At 53.0% G+C, this 21,622-nt stretch carries 20 protein-coding genes and 1 tRNA gene; 13 read left to right on the top strand and 8 right to left on the bottom strand.

The features are described from left to right. Positions 1-78: 78 nt before the first annotated feature. The 7 genes from pstS to phoR all read left to right on the top strand — a co-directional run bounded on the left by pstS (position 79) and on the right by phoR (position 6,753). Positions 79-1,131: a phosphate ABC transporter substrate-binding protein PstS gene (pstS, locus tag AACY98_RS02520; protein ID WP_404948048.1), complete on the top strand. Its 1,053-nt coding sequence runs from the start codon at positions 79-81 to the stop codon at positions 1,129-1,131. A gap of 113 nt (positions 1,132-1,244) precedes the next feature. Then, on the top strand, positions 1,245-2,249 hold the full coding sequence (pstC, locus tag AACY98_RS02515; RefSeq protein ID WP_126981157.1) for a phosphate ABC transporter permease PstC: 1,005 nt from the start codon (positions 1,245-1,247) through the stop codon (positions 2,247-2,249). Between the two features lie 12 nt (positions 2,250-2,261). Then, positions 2,262-3,134 (top strand): phosphate ABC transporter permease PstA, encoded by an 873-nt coding sequence (gene pstA / locus AACY98_RS02510; protein ID WP_239442608.1) that lies wholly within the window; start codon positions 2,262-2,264, stop codon positions 3,132-3,134. 23 nt (positions 3,135-3,157) lie between these two features. Further along, positions 3,158-3,958: a phosphate ABC transporter ATP-binding protein PstB gene (pstB, locus tag AACY98_RS02505; RefSeq protein ID WP_339801168.1), complete on the top strand. Its 801-nt coding sequence runs from the start codon at positions 3,158-3,160 to the stop codon at positions 3,956-3,958. Positions 3,959-4,007: 49 nt separating this feature from the next. Next, positions 4,008-4,709, top strand: a complete 702-nt coding sequence (phoU, locus tag AACY98_RS02500) for a phosphate signaling complex protein PhoU (RefSeq protein ID WP_126981160.1) — start codon at positions 4,008-4,010, stop codon at positions 4,707-4,709. After that, positions 4,710-5,399, top strand: coding sequence for a phosphate regulon transcriptional regulator PhoB (phoB, locus tag AACY98_RS02495; RefSeq protein WP_423817508.1), 690 nt, complete (start codon positions 4,710-4,712; stop codon positions 5,397-5,399). It begins immediately after the preceding gene. Between the two features lies 1 nt (position 5,400). Continuing rightward, positions 5,401-6,753, top strand: coding sequence for a phosphate regulon sensor histidine kinase PhoR (phoR, locus tag AACY98_RS02490; protein ID WP_339801161.1), 1,353 nt, complete (start codon positions 5,401-5,403; stop codon positions 6,751-6,753). A gap of 7 nt (positions 6,754-6,760) precedes the next feature. Here phoR and AACY98_RS02485 read toward each other — a convergent pair whose 3' ends face one another. From AACY98_RS02485 to earP, 4 genes are all read right to left on the bottom strand, one after another. Next, entirely contained in the window at positions 6,761-7,618 is an 858-nt protein-coding gene (locus AACY98_RS02485) for a hypothetical protein (RefSeq protein WP_339801158.1), read from the bottom strand. Positions 7,619-7,623: 5 nt separating this feature from the next. Then, entirely contained in the window at positions 7,624-8,517 is an 894-nt protein-coding gene (locus tag AACY98_RS02480) for a TIGR00730 family Rossman fold protein (protein ID WP_339801156.1), read from the bottom strand. A 174-nt stretch (positions 8,518-8,691) separates the two neighbouring features. Then, entirely contained in the window at positions 8,692-9,246 is a 555-nt protein-coding gene (efp, locus tag AACY98_RS02475) for an elongation factor P (RefSeq protein ID WP_126981164.1), read from the bottom strand. 275 nt (positions 9,247-9,521) lie between these two features. After that, a complete protein-coding gene (gene earP / locus AACY98_RS02470; RefSeq protein WP_339801153.1) occupies positions 9,522-10,655 on the bottom strand; it encodes an elongation factor P maturation arginine rhamnosyltransferase EarP in 1,134 nt (377 codons plus the stop codon). 67 nt (positions 10,656-10,722) lie between these two features. On the opposite strand from earP, the gene uvrC reads away from it, so the two are divergent. The 5 genes from uvrC to AACY98_RS02445 all read left to right on the top strand — a co-directional run bounded on the left by uvrC (position 10,723) and on the right by AACY98_RS02445 (position 16,464). Further along, positions 10,723-12,888, top strand: coding sequence for an excinuclease ABC subunit UvrC (gene uvrC / locus AACY98_RS02465; RefSeq protein WP_339801150.1), 2,166 nt, complete (start codon positions 10,723-10,725; stop codon positions 12,886-12,888). A gap of 318 nt (positions 12,889-13,206) precedes the next feature. Next, the gene (gene pgsA, locus AACY98_RS02460) at positions 13,207-13,779 is read left to right on the top strand and encodes a CDP-diacylglycerol--glycerol-3-phosphate 3-phosphatidyltransferase (RefSeq protein WP_126981167.1); all 573 of its coding nucleotides are present in this window, start codon (positions 13,207-13,209) and stop codon (positions 13,777-13,779) included. Positions 13,780-13,996: 217 nt separating this feature from the next. Beyond that, positions 13,997-14,269 carry an HU family DNA-binding protein gene (locus AACY98_RS02455; protein WP_126981168.1) on the top strand — a complete coding sequence of 91 codons (273 nt, stop codon included), beginning with the start codon at positions 13,997-13,999 and terminating at the stop codon, positions 14,267-14,269. Positions 14,270-14,308: 39 nt separating this feature from the next. Next, positions 14,309-14,384: transfer RNA gene (locus AACY98_RS02450), tRNA-Val, on the top strand. Between the two features lie 163 nt (positions 14,385-14,547). Continuing rightward, positions 14,548-16,464 (top strand): SurA N-terminal domain-containing protein, encoded by a 1,917-nt coding sequence (locus AACY98_RS02445; protein ID WP_339801146.1) that lies wholly within the window; start codon positions 14,548-14,550, stop codon positions 16,462-16,464. Positions 16,465-16,621: 157 nt separating this feature from the next. On the opposite strand, the gene AACY98_RS02440 is transcribed toward AACY98_RS02445, so the two are convergent. Then, positions 16,622-17,764 carry an enoyl-CoA hydratase/isomerase family protein gene (locus tag AACY98_RS02440; RefSeq protein ID WP_339801143.1) on the bottom strand — a complete coding sequence of 381 codons (1,143 nt, stop codon included), beginning with the start codon at positions 17,762-17,764 and terminating at the stop codon, positions 16,622-16,624. A gap of 119 nt (positions 17,765-17,883) precedes the next feature. On the opposite strand from AACY98_RS02440, the gene AACY98_RS02435 reads away from it, so the two are divergent. Further along, complete coding sequence (locus tag AACY98_RS02435) at positions 17,884-18,843, top strand: aldo/keto reductase (protein WP_339801141.1); 960 nt, start codon at positions 17,884-17,886, stop codon at positions 18,841-18,843. Between the two features lie 3 nt (positions 18,844-18,846). Here the strand turns inward: AACY98_RS02435 and speG are convergent, their stop codons facing one another. The 3 genes from speG to AACY98_RS02420 all read right to left on the bottom strand — a co-directional run bounded on the left by speG (position 18,847) and on the right by AACY98_RS02420 (position 21,512). Then, positions 18,847-19,386 carry a spermidine N1-acetyltransferase gene (gene speG / locus AACY98_RS02430; RefSeq protein WP_126981172.1) on the bottom strand — a complete coding sequence of 180 codons (540 nt, stop codon included), beginning with the start codon at positions 19,384-19,386 and terminating at the stop codon, positions 18,847-18,849. An 82-nt stretch (positions 19,387-19,468) separates the two neighbouring features. Next, positions 19,469-20,359: an aromatic amino acid DMT transporter YddG gene (gene yddG, locus AACY98_RS02425; protein ID WP_339801137.1), complete on the bottom strand. Its 891-nt coding sequence runs from the start codon at positions 20,357-20,359 to the stop codon at positions 19,469-19,471. 16 nt (positions 20,360-20,375) lie between these two features. After that, complete coding sequence (locus AACY98_RS02420; protein ID WP_339801301.1) at positions 20,376-21,512, bottom strand: glycerate kinase; 1,137 nt, start codon at positions 21,510-21,512, stop codon at positions 20,376-20,378. Positions 21,513-21,622 lie beyond the last annotated feature (110 nt).

Here is a 21,622-nt window from a genome sequence, read left to right as displayed (position 1 = left end):
GGCAAAGGTGTTGTCATATTTCTGTCATAAATGCTTGTCATAATCTGCAGCATGTTCATTAAATGACACGAAAGGACGATGATGAGAATAACAGTTAAAAAAATCATATTGAAGGCGGCATTGGCAGGGACGGTAGCTCTGGGTATGCTGACAGGAGCCATGGCGCAGAACGTAACAGGCGCCGGCGCTTCTTTTCCGGCACCCGTGTATGCGCAATGGGCTGACGCTTATTACAAAGCAACTGGTGTGCGGATCAATTACCAGTCAGTCGGTTCCAGTGCTGGCGTGAACCAAATCAAAGCCAGAACGGTCGATTTTGGTGCATCTGATGCACCATTAACGGATGCACAGTTGAAAGAAGCCGGATTGATCCAGTTCCCGACAGTGATCGGTGGTGTGGTTCCGGTGGTGAATATTCAGGGGATCAAACCTGGAGAGCTCAAGCTCAACGGTGGGCTGCTGGCAGATATTTATCTGGGCAAAATCACCCGCTGGAATGACCCGGCCATTGCCAAACTCAATCCTGATCTGAAGCTGCCCGATGCAGCCATTGCGGTGGTGCGCAGATCTGAAGGTTCCGGGACTTCTTTTGCTTTCACCCAGTATCTTTCCAAAGTTAGCCCTGAATGGGAGCAGAAGGTTGGTACGGGTACCGCTGTCAACTGGCCAGTGGGTGCTGGTGGCAAAGGCAACGAGGGCGTTTCCGCTTTTGTGATGCAGTTGGCCAATTCAATTGGTTATGTTGAATATGCGTATGCCAAACAGAACAACATGTCACATGTGCAACTGGAAAATGCCGATGGCAAATTTGTTTCTCCCAGTGACGATACATTCAAAGCGGCAGCTGCCGGGATTGACTGGTCAAAATCGTTTGACCAAAGCCTGACCTATGCCCCTGGCGAGAAGGCATGGCCGATTTCAACGGCAACATTCATCCTGATTTACCAGCAGACCGACAAGCCCGAGCAAATGCGTGCCGTGTTGAAGTTCTTTGACTGGGCTTACACCCATGGTGATGAGGCCGCTTCCAAGCTGGACTATGTGCCATTCCCGGCAGAGGTCAAGGATATTGTTCGCAAAGAGTGGGCAAGTGTGGTTGATACCAAGGGCAATGTCATCAGCTACAAATAACAACATGGTTTTGTTGGAAAATCTGTATCAAGGCAATTTTCTTGGCGAAAGTTGCCTTGTATACTCTAAAACGATAATAACAACCGTGATGGCATAAAAAGGAAGTTTTTTGCATGTCCGTGCCTTCAGACCAAATATTAGAACCATCCGACTCCGCAGGTGCTTCGCTTTCTCAGCCGTTGCGTACGGTGCGAGGTGCATCCGGAGATTTTCTGTTTGCCTTTCTGGTCAGGGTTGCCGCAGTGATCAGTTTGCTGATGCTGGTCGGCATCATGATTTCTCTGATGATCGGTGCCGCGCCGGCGATCAAAGAATTCGGGCTGTCTTTTTTATGGACCAGTGAGTGGGACCCGGTTGCGCAGCGTTACGGCGGATTGACTATGATCTACGGCACGCTGGCCACATCGGCCATTGCGTTGCTGATTGCGGTGCCGGTGAGTTTTGGCATTGCCATTTTTCTGACAGAACTCTCCCCGAACTGGCTCAAGAAGCCGCTGGGTACTGCAATTGAATTGCTGGCCGCAGTGCCTTCCATTGTGTATGGCATGTGGGGGCTGCTGGTTTTTGGGCCGTTTCTGGCCCGTTTTGTACAACAGCCATTGCAGGCCTGGTTTGGAGACGTGCCGTTTTTGAGCACGCTGGTTTCAGGGCCACCCGTCGGGATTGGTATTTTGTCTGCCGGGATTATTCTGGCGATCATGATCACGCCGTTTATTGCGTCAGTAATGCGTGACGTGTTTGAAATCACCCCCCCTATGCTCAAGGAGTCGGCCTACGGGCTGGGTGCAACGACCTGGGAAGTTGTCAGCAAGGTTGTGCTGCCCTATACCAAAACCGGTGTCATTGGTGGCATCATGCTGGGGCTTGGGCGTGCTTTGGGCGAAACGATGGCGGTGACGTTTGTCATTGGTAACATGAATCAGCTGAATTCGCTTTCGCTGTTTGAGCCGGCCAACAGCATTACCTCCACGCTGGCTAATGAGTTTGCCGAAGCAGCCAGCGGGTTGCACCAGGCTTCCTTGTTTTATCTGGGACTGGTGCTGTTTGCCATTACATTTGTGGTGCTGGCTTTTTCAAAGCTGTTGCTGTTGCGGCTCAAACGCCATGAGGGGAAATAACAGATGAGTAGCATGGCACCTTTGACCAAAGAGCAGCAGCAAAGCCGTCTGGCACACCATCGCGCACGCCGGCGTAAAAATATAGTGGCGCTTGTACTGTCCATGGTGGCGATGGCATTTGGCGTGTTCTGGCTGTTATGGATTTTATGGGATGCGCTGCGCCTGGGTATTGACGGCCTGACATGGTCCGTTTTTACCGAGATGACGCCTCCGCCCATGGGCTCTGAAGGTGGGTTGGCCAATGCCATTGTCGGCTCGCTGATGATGGTTTTCTTAGCAACCCTGATTGCCACCCCGATTGGCATTTTGGTTGGCATTTACCTGTGCGAGTATGGCAGGCGCGGTGTGTTTGCCGCTACGGTGCGGTTCATGAATGATATTTTGCTTTCTGCACCTTCCATTGTCATTGGTCTGTTTATTTATGCTTTGCTGGTCAGGCCTTTTCAGGGGTTTTCCGGCTGGGCCGGGGTGGCTGCGCTGGGGCTGATTGTTGTGCCGGTGGTGGTGCGCACCACGGAAAACATGTTGCAACTGGTGCCCGATGCATTGCGTGAGGCTGCTTATGCACTGGGGGCGCCTAAATGGAAAGTCGTTCTGATGGTTTCATTGCGTGCCGCCAGAGCCGGGGTGCTCACCGGCGTATTGCTGGCACTGGCGCGTATTTCCGGCGAGACGGCGCCACTGCTCTTTACAGCGCTTTCCAACCAGTTCTGGAGCCTGGAGATGTCCGGACCATTGGCAAGTTTGCCGGTGACGATCTTCAAATTTGCGATGAGCCCGTTTGCCAACTGGCAAAAACTGGCCTGGGCCGGTGTGTTTATCATGCTGGTGGCGGTATTGGTGCTCAATATGCTGGCTCGTGCGCTGGTCAGAAATAAAGAATGATAAAAGTTGATACATATATGAATATGACGGAAGTAAAACAGATGGGGCTCAATACAATGCAGCAGGCAGGCAAACCAAAAATTGAAGTACAAGGCCTGAATTTTTATTACGGGCAGTTTCATGCGCTGAAAGATATTACGCTATCGGTTCCTGAGCACAAGGTGACGGCGTTTATCGGCCCTTCCGGTTGCGGCAAATCGACCTTGTTGCGGGTGTTCAACCGGATGTATGCACTGTACCCAGACCAGCGTGCAGAGGGCAAAATTCTGATGGACGGGCAGGATATCCTGGCATCCACCGAAGACCCTGCGCTGCTGCGGGCGCGTGTGGGCATGGTGTTTCAAAAGCCAACGCCTTTTCCAATGTCTATTTACGATAACATTGCATTTGGTATCAAGCTGTTTGAGAAACTTTCCAGTGCAGATATGGATGACCGGGTGGAAAATGCCCTGCGCCAGGCTGCTTTGTGGGATGAGGTGAAGGATAAACTGCACAAAAGCGGCTCATCGCTTTCGGGTGGGCAGCAACAGCGTTTGTGCATTGCCCGGGGCGTGGCGGTCAAGCCGGAAGTGCTGCTGCTGGATGAGCCTTGTTCAGCGCTGGACCCGATTTCGACTGCGAAAATTGAAGAGTTGATTCATGAGCTGAAAAAGGATTACACGGTCATGATTGTGACGCACAACATGCAGCAGGCTGCACGTTGTTCAGACTACACAGCGTACATGTATTTGGGCGAGCTGATTGAATTCGGTGCCACTGATCAGGTGTTCTTTAAACCGCATCGCACGGAAACGGAAGATTACATTACCGGCCGGTTTGGTTGATGTGTGGTTGTAACAGTATATATGGAGTCTTCACAAAGACAGGATGAATATGGCGGATAAACATTTATCTTCACAGTTTGATGCGGATCTCAATGCGGTATCTTCGCGCATCATGGAGCTGGGTGGCCTGATTGAGTCTCAAATTGCCGCGGCAATACAGGCATTGGAACAATTCAATACCGAGATATCTGACCAGGTGATTGAACGTGAGGTGCTGGTCAACCAGATGGAAGTCGAGATTGATCGCGAACTGACCACGGTGATTGCCAAACGCCAGCCTACTGCGCGCGATTTGCGTTTGCTGATTGCCATTTCAAAAACCACCACCAATCTGGAGCGGGTTGGAGATGAGGCGGTCAAAATTGCCCGTATGGTGAAGTCCATCATTGATATGGGCATGCCTAAAACCCTGCCTTCTTCCGAATTGCACATTGCAGCAGACCTGGCAGCCAAGCTGATACGCCAGGCGCTGGATGCGCTGGCGCGCCTGGATGTGGATGCTGCAATAGCGATCATGCATGAAGATGATCAGATTGATAATGAGTTTGATGGTTTTGTCAGAAAACTGGTCACGTACATGATGGAAGATCCGCGCACCATTTCTGCCAGCCTTGATCTGCTGTTCATTGCCAAGGCATTGGAGCGCATTGGTGACCATGCCAAAAATATTGCCGAATTCATTATTTATATCGTTAAGGGCGCGGATGTGCGCCACACGTCGCGGGAAAAAATCGATTCAGCCATTCATTAATTGATGATGCAAGCACGGATATTGATTGTTGAAGATGAACCAGCCATTGCAGAGCTGGTGGCCATTAACCTGAAGCATGCGGGCTTTGGCAGTGAGACTGCGGTCGATGCCAGGGCCGCGCGGGTTGCGGTGGACCGGGAGCTGCCCGACCTGATACTGCTGGACTGGATGCTGCCTGGTGAAAATGGCCTGTCTTTGGCAAAATACTGGCGCCAGCAGACACGTACCAGCATGTTGCCTATCATCATGCTGACGGCCCGTGGAGATGATGCCGACATTGTCATGGGGCTGGATGCCGGTGCTGATGACTATATGATCAAACCGTTTTCAACCCAGGAAATGCTGGCCCGGATTCGTGCGCTGCTCAGGCGCCGGGCACCCGAAGCTGCAGCAGAGGTGCTGGAGGCCGGGGCGCTCAAGCTGGATCAGGCCACACTGAGCCTGACCTGGAACGACGAGACGGTGCGCATGGGGCCAACGGAGTTGCGGTTGCTGAATTATTTGATGAGCCATCCGGATCGGGTCCACAGCCGTGGCCAGCTTCTTGATAAAGTATGGGGTGACCATGTTTTCATTGAAGAGCGTACGGTGGATGTGCATGTGAAAAGACTGCGTTCTGTTCTGGCCCAGGCCGGCTGCACCGATTTGATTGAAACGGTACGCGGTGCGGGTTACCGTTTAAAGGGTTGATGTGAGGCGCTGGCATAGCAGACGCATTTTTTATTTTCTGCTGGCATTGTTTGTCGGTGGCCTGCTGGGTGGCTTGGCAACCTCTTTTCTTCGGTTTTCTGCCGGAGTCGGTGTGCTGGGGGGGGCGCTGTTAGGGTTAGTAGCGATCTGGTTGATTGATTTGCAGCGGGCGACCAAAGTCATGAATTGGCTGGAAAACGACGATGCGCAGGCCCAGTTGCCGCAGACGTTAAAAGGCCCGGTCGACATCTGGTCTGAACTGGCACGGCGCGCAGTACGCCTGATGCGTTTGCGTGATCGCCAGATCCAGTCCGAACAGCAGCAGTTGCAACAGTTTTTGTCTGCCATGCAGGTGGCGCCGACCGGCGTGTTATTGCTCGATGAGAATGATCAGGTGACCTGGGGCAACGCCAATGCAGCCTACTATCTGGGGTTGGAATTTCCGCGCGATTATCGACAGCATATTACCAATCTGGTGCGGCGGCCTGTGTTTGTCAATTATCTGATGCAGCATGCCTATGAAAACACGCTGCGCATGGAGTGGGGGCATGGGCAGCAGGGCACACTGATATTGCAGGTGGTCAACTACGATGAGCAGCGCAAGCTGGTTTTGATTCAGGATATTACGGAGCAGGAGCGTATTGACCAGATGCGGCGCGATTTTGTTGCGAATGTGTCGCATGAAATGCGCACACCGCTGACAGTGCTTGCCGGGTTCATTGAAACCATGCAGAACCTGCCATTGGACAAGGCGGAGCAGGCTCATTACCTGACGTTGATGGCCGAGCAGTCCAACCGCATGCAGGGTCTTATCAGTGATCTGCTGGCGCTGGCCAAGCTCGAAGGCAGCCCCGCACCAGGGATAGACTCATGGGTTCCTGTTGTTTTGTTGCTTGAGCAGGCAGAGCATACAGCCAGACAGCTTTCCGGCGGACAACATGAGATAAGTTTTTCAAAGGCGGGCTCAGACCAGATTGCAGGAGAGCAGACGGAGCTGCTCAGTGCATTGAGTAATCTGGTCAGCAATGCTGTGCGTTACACGCCGCATGGCAGCAAAATTGCCGTGACCTGGCAGGTTGAACCGGATGGCAGCGGGCTGTTGGTTGTCAAGGACAATGGGGCCGGCATTGCCAAAGAGCATATTCCGCGTTTGACAGAGCGTTTTTACCGGGTGGACCGTAGCCGTTCACGCCAGACCGGCGGTACCGGGCTGGGGCTTTCCATTGTCAAGCATGTGATGCAGCGTCACGAAGGTGCACTGGAAATTGACAGCATACTGGGCAAAGGTTCTTCATTTATCTTGAAGTTTCCGGCCAGCCGCGTCCGGCACGTTCAAGTTCCGGCTGAACTGTAGGTATTGATTAATATGACCCGTTGCGGTCCTGTTGTTGCAGGTGCTGCGAGATGCCTTGCGCAAATAATCCAAGCTGATACAACCTGATGCCGTCACGGCCCAACCACTGAAAATGTTTCAGCCAGCGCAGGCGGGTCAGTTGCCGGAACAGGCGTCTGGCCTCCTGTTGTACATCAGCAGACTCTTGTTGCAGGTAATTCAATAAGAATTGCTGGCAGGCGGCCATGTCCTGAGTGACCAGGCTGGCAGTGGAGTGCAGAAACAAAGCCCAGTCGCGAATCTGTGCCTGGGCCAGTGTCATGACGGCGCTGGGGTCTTCTTCCAGGTCAAGAAAATAGATCTGATATGAAGGCTGACCGGGCAGCGGGGCTGGCATTTTGTGCAACAACATATTGCGGGCAAAACACTGACTGAGAAAACAGCCGCGGGCGTGCACATCGGCAATGCTTTTTACTGCCTGCTGCCAGAGTTGCTGGCGCTCAAGCCATGCATCTGCATTTAACTGCTCATCCAGATTTTTGTCACCCACCGTGCTCAGCGCGATCCATTGGGATGTGCTTGCCACAACATCGGGCACCGGAACGCCTGCTTCTTTCAGGCGCAGCAGCATTTGTTTTTCAATCTGTAATGAGGCAATGCCGCCAGGGCCGCCGGCATGAGGTGGCGCCTGAAAATAAGGCATTTCCATCCAGATCATCAACTGATTGGTGAAGGTGTACAACCAGCGTAACCGGGGCGCACTGGGCGTTTTGATCCACAGCGCCTGCCCTTGTTCGGTGGTGAGCTGAAATGTGCGGTCCTGCGGACGTGTCTGCCTGTGGGCTGCGATAGCCTGTTCGAGCGCATCAACCGGCGGGGTGTTCAATTCTTTTACCCTTCTACAGGCAGGTCATACCAGAAGCGGACCGCATTCCAGGCTTCTACCGGACTGTCTACAAACTGGAACAGGTCGACATCTTCGGGGGAGATCATTTCCATGTCCAGCAGCATTTCAAAATTGACCAGTTGTTTCCAGAATGAGCTGCCATAAAGCACCACCGGTACGGGTCGGCTTTTATGCGTTTGAATCAGCGTGAGCATTTCGAAAAGCTCATCCAGCGTGCCAAAGCCACCGGGGAACGCAATGAGCGCTCTGGCGCGCATCATGAAGTGCATTTTACGGGTGGCAAAATAGTGAAAGCGCAGGCACAGTTCAGGTGTAATGTACGGGTTGAATTTCTGTTCATGCGGCAGGACGATATTGAGCCCGATGTTGGGGCTGCCGCTTTCGCTGGCACCACGGTTGGCCGCTTCCATGATGCCGGGGCCGCCACCGGTGCAGACAAACACCTTACGATCCTGTGGTGCTGCCTGCTCATAGGCGCCGATCATCTGCCCGATAATGCGGGCATCTTCATAGTAGCAGGAGTCTGCCAGCAGTTTCTGGGCGCGTTTAAGCTGAAGCTGAGATGCCGAATCCTGCGGGGTCAGGCTGAGTTGATGCTCTGCATCCCGCAGCAGTTGTGTGGCCGCTTCGCGTGAACGCAGGCGGGCGCTGCCAAAAATCACAATGGTGGAGTTGACATTGTGCTCTTTAAGGATCAGGTCTGCTTTGAGCAATTCCAGCTGGAAACGCACGCCGCGGGTTTCATCACGCAGCAGAAAATCACCATCACTGAAAGCCAGGCGAAATGCGGGCGGATCTTCCAGTTCTTTACGCGGGTCTACGATGTCACGTGCCGCAATGGTTGATTTTGTATTGAGAAGATGAAGGTTTGCGTTCATAACTTGAATTCTGAAAAGCTAAAGGGCGTGATAGCATGCCCGAGAAGCTTGCATTATAAAGCAAGGCATTTTTCCTAAAAATGTAAAGTACGGATCATGAAATAGAAAAGAGCCTGTGAAAGGCTCTTTCTGCATGCTTGATATCAAGCAGTTAACCTGCTATACACCGTGCATTTACACGCGGCGGCGGTATTCGCCGGTACGGGTATCAATTTCCACTTTATCGCCCTGGTTGACGAAAATAGGAACCTGTACTTCATACCCGGTGGTCAGTTTGGCGGGTTTGAGCACCTTGCCGGAGGTATCGCCTTTGACGGCAGGCTCGGTCCAGGTGATTTCACGCACCACAGAGGTCGGCAGTTCTACGGAAATGGCTTTGCCTTCATAAAAAACCACTTCAACTTCCATGCCGTCTTCCAGGAAGTTCAGTGCGTCACCCATGTTTTCGGCTTCAACTTCATACTGGTTGTATTCGGCATCCATGAAAACGTACATGGGATCGGCAAAATAGGAGTAGGTGCAGTCTTTATGGTCCAGAATGACCTGGTCCATTTTGTCGTCGGCACGGAAAACGACTTCGGTGCCCATGTTGTTGAGCAGGCCTTTGAGTTTCATGCGCACGGTTGCAGCGCCGCGGCCTCCGCGGCTGTATTCGGTCTTCAGGACAATCATCGGATCTTTGCCCTGCATGATCACATTGCCGGCACGGATTTCTTGAGCAATTTTCATAACGAATGGTGTAACTTGAGTTGGTAAAAATAGAAGCCGCTCACGATCAAAGCAGGATATGTCAATCTCACAAATTTTAAATGGTCGTGTTGTGGCTTAAGCCATCAAGCATGCTCAGAAAAAGTATCTGCTGCCTAATGGCAAATTGGATAAACAACACATTTTAGCAGATCGGGCCGCGCTCTGGAGGGAACAAGCGCAAATGGATAGGGTATGCGGCCGGAATATAGAATCTCTTCCATGGTTTTTTATTCAGATATACAGTGGTTTCAGGTTCATGCTGCCGATGTGGCAGTGCTTTTTTGTTGCACAAACTGAATCAGCGATGTGACCAGGTCGGGTTGTGCCATCAGCCGGTGTTCCAGTTTTTTGAGCGCCAGTGCAGTTGCATCAAATAACGAAAGCAAACAGGCCCAGTTTGGTGCTGATTGTGCGCTCCATTGGCGTTCAAAATCAACCCAGGCCGAAGGGGCATCAGGGACCAGGGCAAGAAAGGCGTCCAGTTTATGCTGGTGTTCGCCGTCATCTTGGATGTAAGGTTGCCAGATAAAGGGTTTGCCAGCCCAGATGGCACGGACCCAGGAGTCTTCTCCGCGTACCATGTTCAAATCGCTGCTCCATAGCAGGCGGTCAAAATCCTGCTGAGACAGAAAAGGCAGCCAGGTGATGGTGATGCGACCATATTGCAGGGTGACGGGCGACTGAGGCGCCGCATTAGGGAGGTCTGTTGCCGGAATGGACAGCAACGGGTTCAGCGCTTGCGCGGTTGCTCCCGGCGTGACCAGCAAGTGTACGGGTGTTGCGCTGTTTTGCCACTGTGCTATTAATTCAGGCAGGCCGCGGTTGGCATAACAGAAGAGGCTGATGCGCAGATGGTCCGGCATCACAGGGATGCTATGTTGCAGCAGCCAGGTGCCGGGATCAAAATTCTGCTGCATTTGCGGTAATTTAGGCTCACGCAACAGCCCCCCGGTTTCTGGTGTGAAGCCGGGGTAATAGAACCAGCGGGTTAAGCCTTTGGCTGGCCCTGCCTGCTGCGGGGAGGGAAGGCCATGACACTGTGCCGCGTAAGGCTGGGCGCTGAGGTATTCCAGGTTAATCCAAATGGGAGGGGGGGGGAGCACGGCTGCCTGTTGGAGATAACTGTCTGGGGCGTGGCAGCCAAATGCTTCAATCAGAACTTCTCCAGGGGCAATATGATCGGCTGCCTCATGCCAAGGTACAATCTGCACTTGGGGGCATGTGGCTGATGGTGTGTTCATCCATGACAGTGGCTGCGGGTCGTCGATCCACAGCCGTGCAGATATTCCGTGTTGCCCCAGTTGTGTTGCCAGCCGCCAGCAGATCCCGGCATCGCCCCAGTTGTCTATAACCTGGCAAAAAATGTCCCAAATAGGTTTTTTCATCATGCTGTATTGTCGCAAATTGGCAGAATCATTTATGCTGTAGGGTAACCAAAGGCCGGTTGAATTTCCCATGAATCGAAAATCTCAGAAATCCAAAGATAAAAGCAGCCAGAGCGATTCAGCGCCATCCTCCTGTGTACAGAGTGAAGGCGCTGAAGAGCTTGAGCCTGCAACTGATGCGCAGCAGGCTACCGATCAGGATAAACCTGCGATCAGCCCTACCGAAGCACAGCGCCAGTTGTTGCTGGAGACGGTTGCCGCATTGCCTGCGCTGCCTGGAGTGTATCGTTATTTTGATGCCGCAGACCAGGTGTTGTATGTAGGGAAAGCGCGGAATCTGAAAAACCGTGTATCCAGCTATTTTCACCAGAACCATGAAGGCACCCGCATTGGCCTGATGGTTTCGCGCATTGCCCGCCTTGAAACCACGACGGTTCGCACAGAAGCAGAAGCACTGTTGCTGGAAAATAACCTGATCAAAACGCTGAATCCGCGCTACAACATTGTTTTTCGCGATGATAAGAGTTATCCCTACCTGCGCATCAGCGTGCACGACTATCCGCGTATCAGCTACTACCGTGGCGCGGTGAACAAACAGCATCATTACTATGGCCCTTATCCGAATGCCTGGGCGGTCAAGGAGTCGATCCAGTTATTGCAAAAACTGTTCAAGCTGCGTACCTGTGAAGACACCGTGTTTAACCACCGTGACAGGCCGTGCCTGCTGTATCAGATCAAGCGCTGTTCGGGGCCTTGCGTCAAGCTGGTCAGCCAGGCGGATTACCGGGCCGATGTATTGAGTGCCGAGGAGTTTTTGGAAGGGGATACAGATGCCGTGATGGGGCAGTTGCAAAGCAGGATGAATGCACATGCGCAACAACTGGAGTTTGAGCAGGCGGCGCTGGTCAGAGACCAGCTCAGTGCGCTGGCCGGGGTGTTGCAACAGCAAGCCGTAGAAGCCAACAGTGCCACGCAGATGGACAAAGAGGTGGACATCATTGCGGTTAAGGTACAGGGCGGAAAAGCCTGTGTGAACCTGGCGATGGTGCGCGGTGGCAGGCATTTGGGAGACCGGGCTTATTTTCCGGCGCATGTGGAAGATGGTACGCAGGTTCGTCTGGTAGACCAGCAACTGTTGCAACCGGATGAGCAGCAGGCATCGGACAAGAAAAAAACAGGGACTGCCTTGTTGAGCCATACGGCGGAAAACGCGGTGCTGGAAGCATTTATTGCGCAGCACTATATTGATTTGTCTTTGCCGGCGGTGTTGGTGGTGAGCCAGCCGATTTCTGCAGAGCTGGTTGCCACATTGCAGGAGCAGGCCGGGCGGAAAGTGCATGTGGTAACGCATCCGCGCGGGCAACGCCGGGTCTGGCTGGATATGGCAGAACAAGGGGCGTCGCTGGCACTGGCGCGGTTGCTGTCGCAGGAAGGAACGCAGCGCGAGCGTACGCGGGCATTGGTAGGGGCTTTGGGGCTGGATGTGGAGCGGATTGATGAGCTGCGCATTGAGTGCTTTGATATCAGCCACACATCCGGCGAGGCCACCATGGCCTCTTGCGTGGTTTACCAGGACCACAAGATGCAGAATGCCCAGTACCGGCGTTATAACATCCGCGGCATTACGGCGGGGGATGATTACGCCGCGATGAAACAGGTTTTGCTGCGGCGATACAGCAAAGTGGTAGAAGCCATGCAGGGCGCTGCGGCAACTGGCGAGCCGGTGGATGCTGCTGCCGACAGTGACGTACAAGACAAAGATAAGGTTGCCAGTACGGTCACGGCCCGGATGCCGGATCTGGTGCTGATTGACGGCGGAAAAGGCCAGGTAGCTGTTGCACGGGAGGTGTTTGAGCAGTTGGGGCTGGACCTTTCCTGCATTGTCGGGGTGGAAAAAGGGGAAGGGCGCAAGGTGGGGCTGGAGGAACTGGTGTTTGCCGATGGGCGCCCCAAAGTGTATCTGGGACACGATTCCGCCGCCTTGATGCTGGTGGCTGAAATTCGCGATGAGGCGCACCGTTTTGCCATTACCGGGATGCGCTCACAGCGGGCCAAGGTGCGCACTGGCGCAAGCCGGCTCGAAGATATTGCCGGCATCGGCCCCAAGCGTAGGGCGAAGCTGCTGCAGCGGTTTGGTGGTGTTCGCGGTGTGGCGAATGCCAGCGAAGAGGACCTGGCAACGGTAGAGGGGATTTCCCGTGAACTGGCGCATGAAATTTACCGGGCGCTCAGATAAGATAGTATCGTACTGGTGAAGCATGCTTTTTTGAATGTGCTGCAAAGCAGCGTGTATTCGTCTTATACTTGCTGCTAATGCAGCTTTGAAAAGCTGGACAATGGCTGGATAATGATCCAGATGCTGTGATGGGCTTTCGGAGACGTCCTTATCAGTAGCGGCTTATCAGTTATGCTTGCGACGTTTGAAGTGGCCGGGTTCACAAAAAAATATGGACTTCGTTCGTTATCTGATTTGATGCTGATGTATTGATTGGATTTTGGATTTTTATATAAAACCTGCGGCGAAATATGCCATTGATCAAAAACTGAGCCTGCGATGTTTTTTACAATTCCTACCTTATTGACCTGGACGCGCATCATTGCCATTCCGCTGATCATCGCGGTTTATTATGTGTTCCCGCAAGCCGCGTCATACCGTGATTTCATCGCCGCCGGGTTGTTTGCCGCAGTTGCCGTGACTGACTGGTTTGACGGTTATCTGGCGCGCAAGCTGAACCAGACATCGGCTTTTGGTGCGTTTTTAGACCCGGTTGCAGATAAATTCCTGGTCTGTGCTTCCTTGCTGATTTTGCTGGAACTGGGCCGGATCAACTCGTTTATTGCTCTGATCATTATCGGACGTGAAATTGCCATTACGGCGCTGCGCGAGTGGATGGCGCAGATTGGCGCTTCTGCCAGCGTGGCGGTGCACATGGTTGGCAAAGCCAAGACCATGGTTCAGATGCTGGCGATTCCGTTTCTGTTGTTGTACCGTAAGATTTGGGTGATTGATACCGCATGGTGGGGTAGCTGCCTGATTTATATTGCAGCGATTCTGACCATCTGGTCGATGGTTTATTATTTGCGCAAAGCGATACCAGAAATTCGAAGACAGGCCAACAGGAGTTGATGTAAATAAGTTGAATAATGTCTGTTTATTCGATGAAACGTGTGAGAATGCGTTTAAGTTCATGTATCATTGCGGATGTCAGATCTTGCCTGAAGGCCTTATCCAGGCGGCAGGCGGGTTACGGAGGATATGATCAAGTCTTGCAGTTTGTGGCTGAATGCCAGTGCAGGTTTGCTGTCATACAACGGTGGATAGTAGTTATATATAGGAGGTTTTTGTGAATAAGACAGAACTGATTGAATACATTGCCAAGAATGCTGATATGCCTAAAGCCGCTGCTGGTCGCGCTTTGGATGCCATGATTGCTGGTGTAAAAACCACGCTGAAGAAAAAAGGTACCGTGACTTTGGTTGGTTTTGGTACATTTTCTGTGGCTCAGCGCAAGGCCCGTACCGGGATGAATCCGCGTACCAAAGAAAAAATCAAAATCAAAGCTGCCAAAGTGCCACGTTTTCGCCCTGGCAAAGCTTTGAAAGATGCTGTAAAATAAGCAGCTCTTTTCACAGATCAGAACATAAGTTCTGGCTGTGGGTGCTTAGCTCAGTTGGTAGAGCGGCGCCCTTACAAGGCGTAGGTCGGCGGTTCGAACCCGTCAGCACCCACCACAATACGGTGAAATTTGTGCAATGTCAGCTATAATGGCATGGCGCCAGTTTTATAGAAGCATGGCAAACCGTATTGCAGATAGATGCTTCTACATGAACAAGGCGGACTTCGGTTCGCCTTTTTTGTTGTTTTATTTAATTACCATAAAGAAGAGTTTGTGACATGCTGGATATGATTCGGACACATAAGCGGTTGATGCTGCTGATCCTTGTTTTACTGGTTTTCCCTTCCTTCGTATTCTGGGGGATACAGTCGAGTCATATGTCTTCCGGTTCTGCCGGAGAAGTGGCCAAGATTGCCGGCATGCCGATCACGAAGGTGCAACTGGATGCTTATCTGAAAGCCCGTGTGAGCCAGATCATGGACGAAAACCCCGGCATTGACCCGCAGGTGTTTGAGACGCCGGAGTTCAAGCAGGTTATGCTCAACCGCATGATTTTGGGGCAGTTGCAGAGCATTGCCGCGCAGGACAGCAGGTTGTTCATTTCGGACTACGCATTGCGGGGTGCTTTGCTGCAGGATCCCAATATCCGCTCCCTCCTCAAGCCAGACGGCTCTTTGGATGTCAAAGAGTATGAGGCATTGTTGCAGCGAAATGGTTTGCAGCCACAGCGGTATGAGGAAAATGTACGTGCACGCGTCATGGAGCAGCGTTTGATGAGCGCTGTTTCTGGCGGTTTTGTCTCTCAGACAGAAATCGATCAGTTTCTTCAGATACTGGGTGAAAAATATGTGATCCGGCAACAGCTTTTTGTGCCGGCAGACTTTACCTCGCAGGTGAAACTGTCTGACGAAGACCTGAAGCAGTATTATGAACAGCATCAGAATGTTTTCAAAACGGATGAGTTTGCCAGCATTGAATATGTGGTGTTTGATGCAGAAAAATACATGGCTGGCAAGGAAATGCCCGAAAGTACGCTGCGCGAATATTATGAACAGAATCTGAGTTATTTCACCAACCCGGAACAGCGCCGGGCCAGTCATATTCTGATTGAAGTTGACCCTGATGCACCTTTGGAGCAACAGGAGCAGGGGCGTGCCAGAGCGCAGCAACTGCTGGATACGGTACGCCAGGATCCAACCAAGTTTGCCGAAATTGCCAAAGCCAGTTCGGATGATAAGAGCAGTGCGACAGCAGGCGGTGACCTGGGCTTCTTCGGGCGTAAAGCCATGGTGCAGTCTTTTGAGGATGCCGTTTTTACGCTGCAAAAAGAGGGCGATATCAGCGACCTGGTTATAACGCCTTATGGCTACCATATTATCATGCTGACCGGTATCAAGGCTGCCGAGCCCATGCCTTTTGAACAGGTGAAAGCAGATATTGAAAAGCAGTTGCATGCACAATGGGTGGAGCAGCAGTTTGCCCAGGTGGCCAGAGAATTCCGCAACGATGTCAACGCGGGTGAAAATACGCTGACAACGCTGGCAGATAAATATGGGCTGACAGTCGAAAAGGCTGAGCGTGTCACACCCACACCGCCAGCCGGCGCCAGCGGTGTTTTTGCCAGCCCGGCATTTTTAACGGCTGCTTTTGCACCGCAGGCACGTGAAGGCCAGCAAAATACGGCGGCAGTGGAAATTACACCAACTCAACTGGCAACAGCCCGGGTTGTGGCTTATACGCCGGCGCAGTTGAAGCCGTATGAAGAGGTTCAGGCCCAGGTGAAGGCAATGGCGACTCAGGAAAAAGCGGTTGATCTGGCCCGTGCCGCTGGTGAAGAAGCGCTGAAAACATGGCAGCAATCGCCGGAACAGGCCAACAGTGCGCCTGAGCTGACCATTACCCGCCAACTTGTGACGGGAGTGGCCCCGCAGACGGCTTCAGAAGTGTTCCGTCTGTCTTCGGCAGCACAGTTGCCACAGTCTCTGGGTGTTAATTTGAATGAAGGGGGCTATGCACTGGTGCAGTTGCAAAGGGTAGACCCGGCAGATCCGGTGGATGCAAGCACGCGCGCCATGATTCAGTCTGCACTGATGCAACAGTCAGTCAATGCTCAGGAGCAGGCATACATGAATTACCTGCAGACAAAATATGATGTGAAAGTTTTTGCTGAGGCATTAAGAGCAAGCGGGCAGTAAGCACTGCTGGCCGTTATTAACGGCTGGATGCCTTGACATCCTCACCATACCGGTTCAGCCTGGATATGGTGGGGATTTTTATTTGCAGAAAGGCTGCATATTTTACGTTATTGCAGGACGGGCATTTTATGGGCCTGTGCGCAGCCTGCGGGTGTATTTACAGGGTGTCAGGGGCCAGATCTGACAGCATATGGACACCGTGGTAACGCGGGATCAGGTAAAACTCAATCAGTTCGGTCAGGTCTTTTTCATCACTGGCCGCCGGCAGCCAGTCGGGTTTTTTGTCTTTGTCTATAACGAGTGCCCGAATGCCTTCTACCAGGTCGCCGCGCGCGCAGCAGCCCATGGCCGCATTGAACTCCATTTTATATACATCGGCAAGCGACATGGTCCGGGCCATATCCTGCAATATCCAGGAGAGGTACAGCGAGCTTGGCGCACCGTTTCGGGCCGCCAGCATATAAGGTTCAAACCATGTGTTTTGCTGCCCAAGTTGCATCAGTTGCATGAGGAAAGAGCGACAATCCGGTGCATTGCACAAGGCAGCCAGTTCTGCCGCGTGTTCCAGCAGTGTGCTGTTTTGGCAGTATTGCCAACTGGCAAAGCTTTGCAGGATATTGTGCAGCGTGTGCTCGTTGTGTACCGGGTCTGTTTGCCAGTCAGCCCAGGTCAGCGCGCCGATGACATCCTGTTTGCGCTGGTGTTCAATGATCATATCGGCCAGGCCGCTGAACAAGGCGTCGGCTGCATTCAGGCGTGCCGCGGTGAGTGCGATAAAACGGCCGATACGCGCAGGAATCTGCCCCAGGAACCATGAGCCGGCGACATCGGGAAACAGGCCGATGGAAATCTCCGGCATTGAAAAGGTGGCATTTTCTGTGGCGATGCGGTAGCGCGCCCCGTGCGATAAGCCGATACCACCGCCCATGACAAAACCGTGCAGCCACGCAATGATGGGTTTGGGGTAATGGTGGATGAAATAATCGAGCTGGTATTCCTTGGCAAAAAATTCCTGTGCATAAGATGAAATGTCATGCTCAGCCGATGGGTCTTGCGGGGCGGTCAGCGCCTGGTAAAGCTGTCTGAGGTCGGCGCCGGCACAAAAAGCCTTGTCGCCTTCACCTTCCAGCCAGACGGCAATCATGTTGGGGTCGTAGCGCCATGCCTGTAACTGTTGGCCGATGAGCCGGACCATCTCATACGTCAGCCCGTTGAGCGTTTTGGGGCTGTTCAGAGTGATTCTGCCAATGGTGTGAGTACCTTTGGTCGGGATAATGGCGAAGGAAACAGGTGTATTCACAGGCATTTTTTCTTTGGCTCTGGGTTGTGTCCTATCATAACGACAGTATAGGGAATATACCTGATATGGGTATCGCCTGTTTTTAAAGAAACGGGAATAGCTGATGGAAAGGATACGATATGCAACTCAGGGCGTTGGGCCGATCAGGCCTGAAAACGGCACCGCTGGTTTTTGGCGGCAATGTGTTTGGCTGGACAGCAGATGAAGCTACATCATTTTCATTACTGGATGCGTGGCTGGACGCCGGTTTTAATATGGTGGATACAGCCGACGTTTACTCAAGCTGGGTGAGCGGACATGCGGGGGGCGAGTCGGAAACCGTCATTGGCAAATGGCTGAAAGCAACCGGCAAACGCGACAGGGTGATACTGGCGACCAAGTTGGGAAAACCGATGGGAGCACGGTTAAAAGGCCTTTCCCGTGCATATATGAAGCAGGCTGTGGAGGCGTCTTTGCGGCGGTTGCAAACTGATTACATTGATTTGTACCAGGCGCATGAAGACGATGCGTCAACACCTCTGGAAGAAACCCTGGGCGCATTTGCCGACTTGATCAAAGAAGGCAAAGTTCGGGCGATCGGCGCATCCAATTACACGGCTGAGCGTTTTGAGGCGGCATTGAATGTCAGTGAGAAACTGGGTTTGCCGCGTTATGAAAGCATGCAGCCGGAATACAACCTGTATGACCGGCAGGGGTTTGAAGCCAGGATGCAGACACTTTGCGTGCAGAAACAAGTCGGCGTGATCAATTACTATGGACTGGCAGCCGGGTTTCTGAGCGGCAAATACCGCAGTGAAAAAGATTTGCAGGGGCGTGCCCGGGGTGTGCGTATTATAGAGAAGGGGTATATGGGGCCCCGTGGCATGCGGATACTGGCGGCGCTGGACAGCGTAGCGCAAAAACTCAATACCACGCCGGCAGCAGTTACCCTGGCGTGGGAGCTGGCGCAGCCAGGTATTACCGCCCCGATTGTCAGTGCAACTTCTTTAACGCAGTTGCATGAACTGGCTCAGGCCGCTGCGCTGAAGCTGGGGCAGGATGACATGGATCTGCTGACCCGGGCTAGTCATTTGCCGTAAGGGCTATTTGCGCTGTTGCCGCTTTGCCAGATAGTCGCGCTGAAGAATGCACATGCGAATGGCATCGCGATAGGCGCCGTTGACGAAAAACTCTTCGCGCAAAGTGCCTTCAGGCTCATACCCGAGCTGGGTATAAATATGAATGGCCTTGGTATTTTCTTTATCGACATACAGCGATAGTTTGTGCAGGTTCAGTACCTGGAAGGCGTAGTCAATGGCCATTTGGGTGGCTTGTTTGGCATATCCGCGACCCTGTTGCCCTGGGGCAATGATGATCTGAAACTCTGCGTGGCGGTGAATCAGGTTGATTTCAACCAGCTCGACCAGGCCGACAGGAATGCTCTCGGCATTGGCAACGATAAAGCGCCGTTCACTCTGGTCGTGCGTATGGCGTTGGTAAATTTCAACCAGTTCGTCAAAAGATACAAAAGGTTCTTCAAACCAGTAACGCATGACAACGGCGTTGTTGTCCAGCGTATGAACAAATCTGAGGTCTTCCCGCTCTAAAGGGCGCAGGGTAATTAGGTTATTGATATCTGTCATAAAAGCACTCACAATGGGAGTTTTGAGGTATCTCCCTGGGCTCTATTTTAGCTTTGTTGTGTGCCGTGCTCAGCGCATGGGGTTATGTGCGGGAAAGCCTGCGTGTGGCCAGCCAGCATAACAGTGCGCCGCAAATGAGAAGTATCAGGCCAAACCAGAAAAAAGGTGTTGGCAGTGTTTTCAGCCACATGCAGGCAATAATGGCAGATAAGGCTGGCGTGAAGTAAGACGCAAAAGTGAGCGTCATGAGGTTACCCTGCTGTATGCCGATGTTCCATACGGTGTATGCGGTTGCTGTTGAAATGCCCAGAAAGATCAGCTCCATGATGATGCGTGTACTCCATACGATGGGCTGGTATGGCTGGAACAGCAGGTTGGTCCACAGCAGCAGTGCAGTTACCAGCAGAAAGGGTGCAACGCTTCTGTTGCCGCGGCCGTATTTTTTGACCAGATTGTTGTACAAAGCCCAGATAATGGCTGCGGCCAGTGCCATGGTGTAAGGAATGGGGTTGCCGGTAATGTTGATCCAGAGCGCATGTGGCGACCATGAGCCATTGCTGCTCATGATCAGGACGATACCGCCCAGGGCAAGCAACATGCCCAGCCAGACAGCGCCATTGGTTTTTTGTTTGTGGATCGGAATGGCCAGCAGAATCGTCAGGCAGGGCCACAGATAATTGATCATGCCCAGCTCGATCGATTGCAGATGGGTGTGCGCCAGGCCAATCGCCCCGATCAGGCATATTTCATAAGCAACAAACAGGCTGCCGCACAGCAACAGGTACGGGCGTGAGTAAGCGCTCCATGCTGATTTCCCCTGCAGCACCAGTACAAACAGAAAAGCACTGGTGAAAATGAATGCGGCACCGGCAGCTGGCCCCAGCGCACTGGTGATGCTGCGCATCAGGCCCAAAGACATGCTCCACAGCACAATGGCCAGCAGCCCGCATAATGTTGCACGATGAGATGTCATGATTTTTCTGTCATTATCAATGCTGCAGCGTCCATAGCCGGGCAATGTCTGCGGCCCGCTGTTGTAGCAGTTCACGCACATGCTGGTACGCGTAATCGAGTGTGACAGGGCCAGGCGCAATGCTGAATGCTGCTGTAATGCCGTGCTGGTAAAGTTGTTGGTAACCTTCCTGAAGGTTGCCGGCCAGCGCAATGACAGGTATATGCTGAGCTTGCGCCAGCCGGGCGACGCCTATTGGCGTTTTGCCGTGCAGGGTTTGTGCGTCGAGCTGCCCTTCACCGGTGATGACCAGATCAGCCCCACGCAGCGATTGTTCCAGCCCGGTCAGCTCAGCTACCAGCTCAACACCAGGGCGCAGCCTGGCATTCAGAAACGTGAGGGCGGCAAAACCCAGCCCGCCAGCCGCACCTGCACCGGGAGTGTTGCGATACTCTACAGCCAAGGTGTGATGGCATATATCGGCAAAGTGCGCCAGTGCATGGTCCAGTACGGCAACAACTGAAGCCGATGCACCTTTTTGCGGGCCAAATACGGCTGAAGCGCCTTGCGGCCCGCACAGCGGGTTGCTGACATCGCAGGCTGCAATGAAGCGCACATGTTTTAAACGCGGGTCGAATGTATCCAGCCCGATGGCGGCAAGCTGTGCCAATGCGGCGCCACCGGCAGGCAGGGGTTGGTGGTTCCGGTCGAGCAATTGCAGTCCCAGGGCACTGAGCATGCCGCAACCGCCATCGTTGGTGGCACTGCCTCCCAGTGTGAGGATGATGGTCTGTGCACCAGCATCCAATGCTGCCAGAATCAACTGGCCTGTGCCGTAGGTGCTGGTGTGCAATGGGTTGCGTTGATTTGGCGGAACCAGATGCAGCCCGCTGGTACAAGCCATTTCAATGACGGCCGTATGCGAGTCAGGCAGCCAGCACCAGGGGGCATGGACCGGGTTTCCCAACGGGTCTGATGCGTTGCACGTTCTTTTTTCACCGTTGAGGGCATTGAGAATGGTATCGGCGGTTCCCTCCCCGCCATCTGCCATCGGGTGCAAAATGAGCAGATCCTGCGGTCGCACGTGGTGCCAGCCTTGTGCGATAGCCTGTGCCACCTCGGTAGCGCTGAGGCTTTCTTTGAACGAATCAGGTGCAATGACGATGGAAGGCATGGCAATGGGGCAGAGTGGGACCAGGGTAACCGGTTTGAACTGCTTATGGGCAGCTATCAAAACCGCTGTTCATTTGAATTATAGGCAGTGCGGGGTTTGTTGCCCGGCCG

Source organism: Saezia sanguinis, assembly GCF_963921665.1.
GTDB lineage: Bacteria > Pseudomonadota > Gammaproteobacteria > Burkholderiales > Burkholderiaceae_C > Saezia > Saezia sanguinis.
The sequence above is the reverse complement of the archived record's forward strand: the minus strand, read 5'-3'. Positions and strand labels throughout refer to the sequence as shown.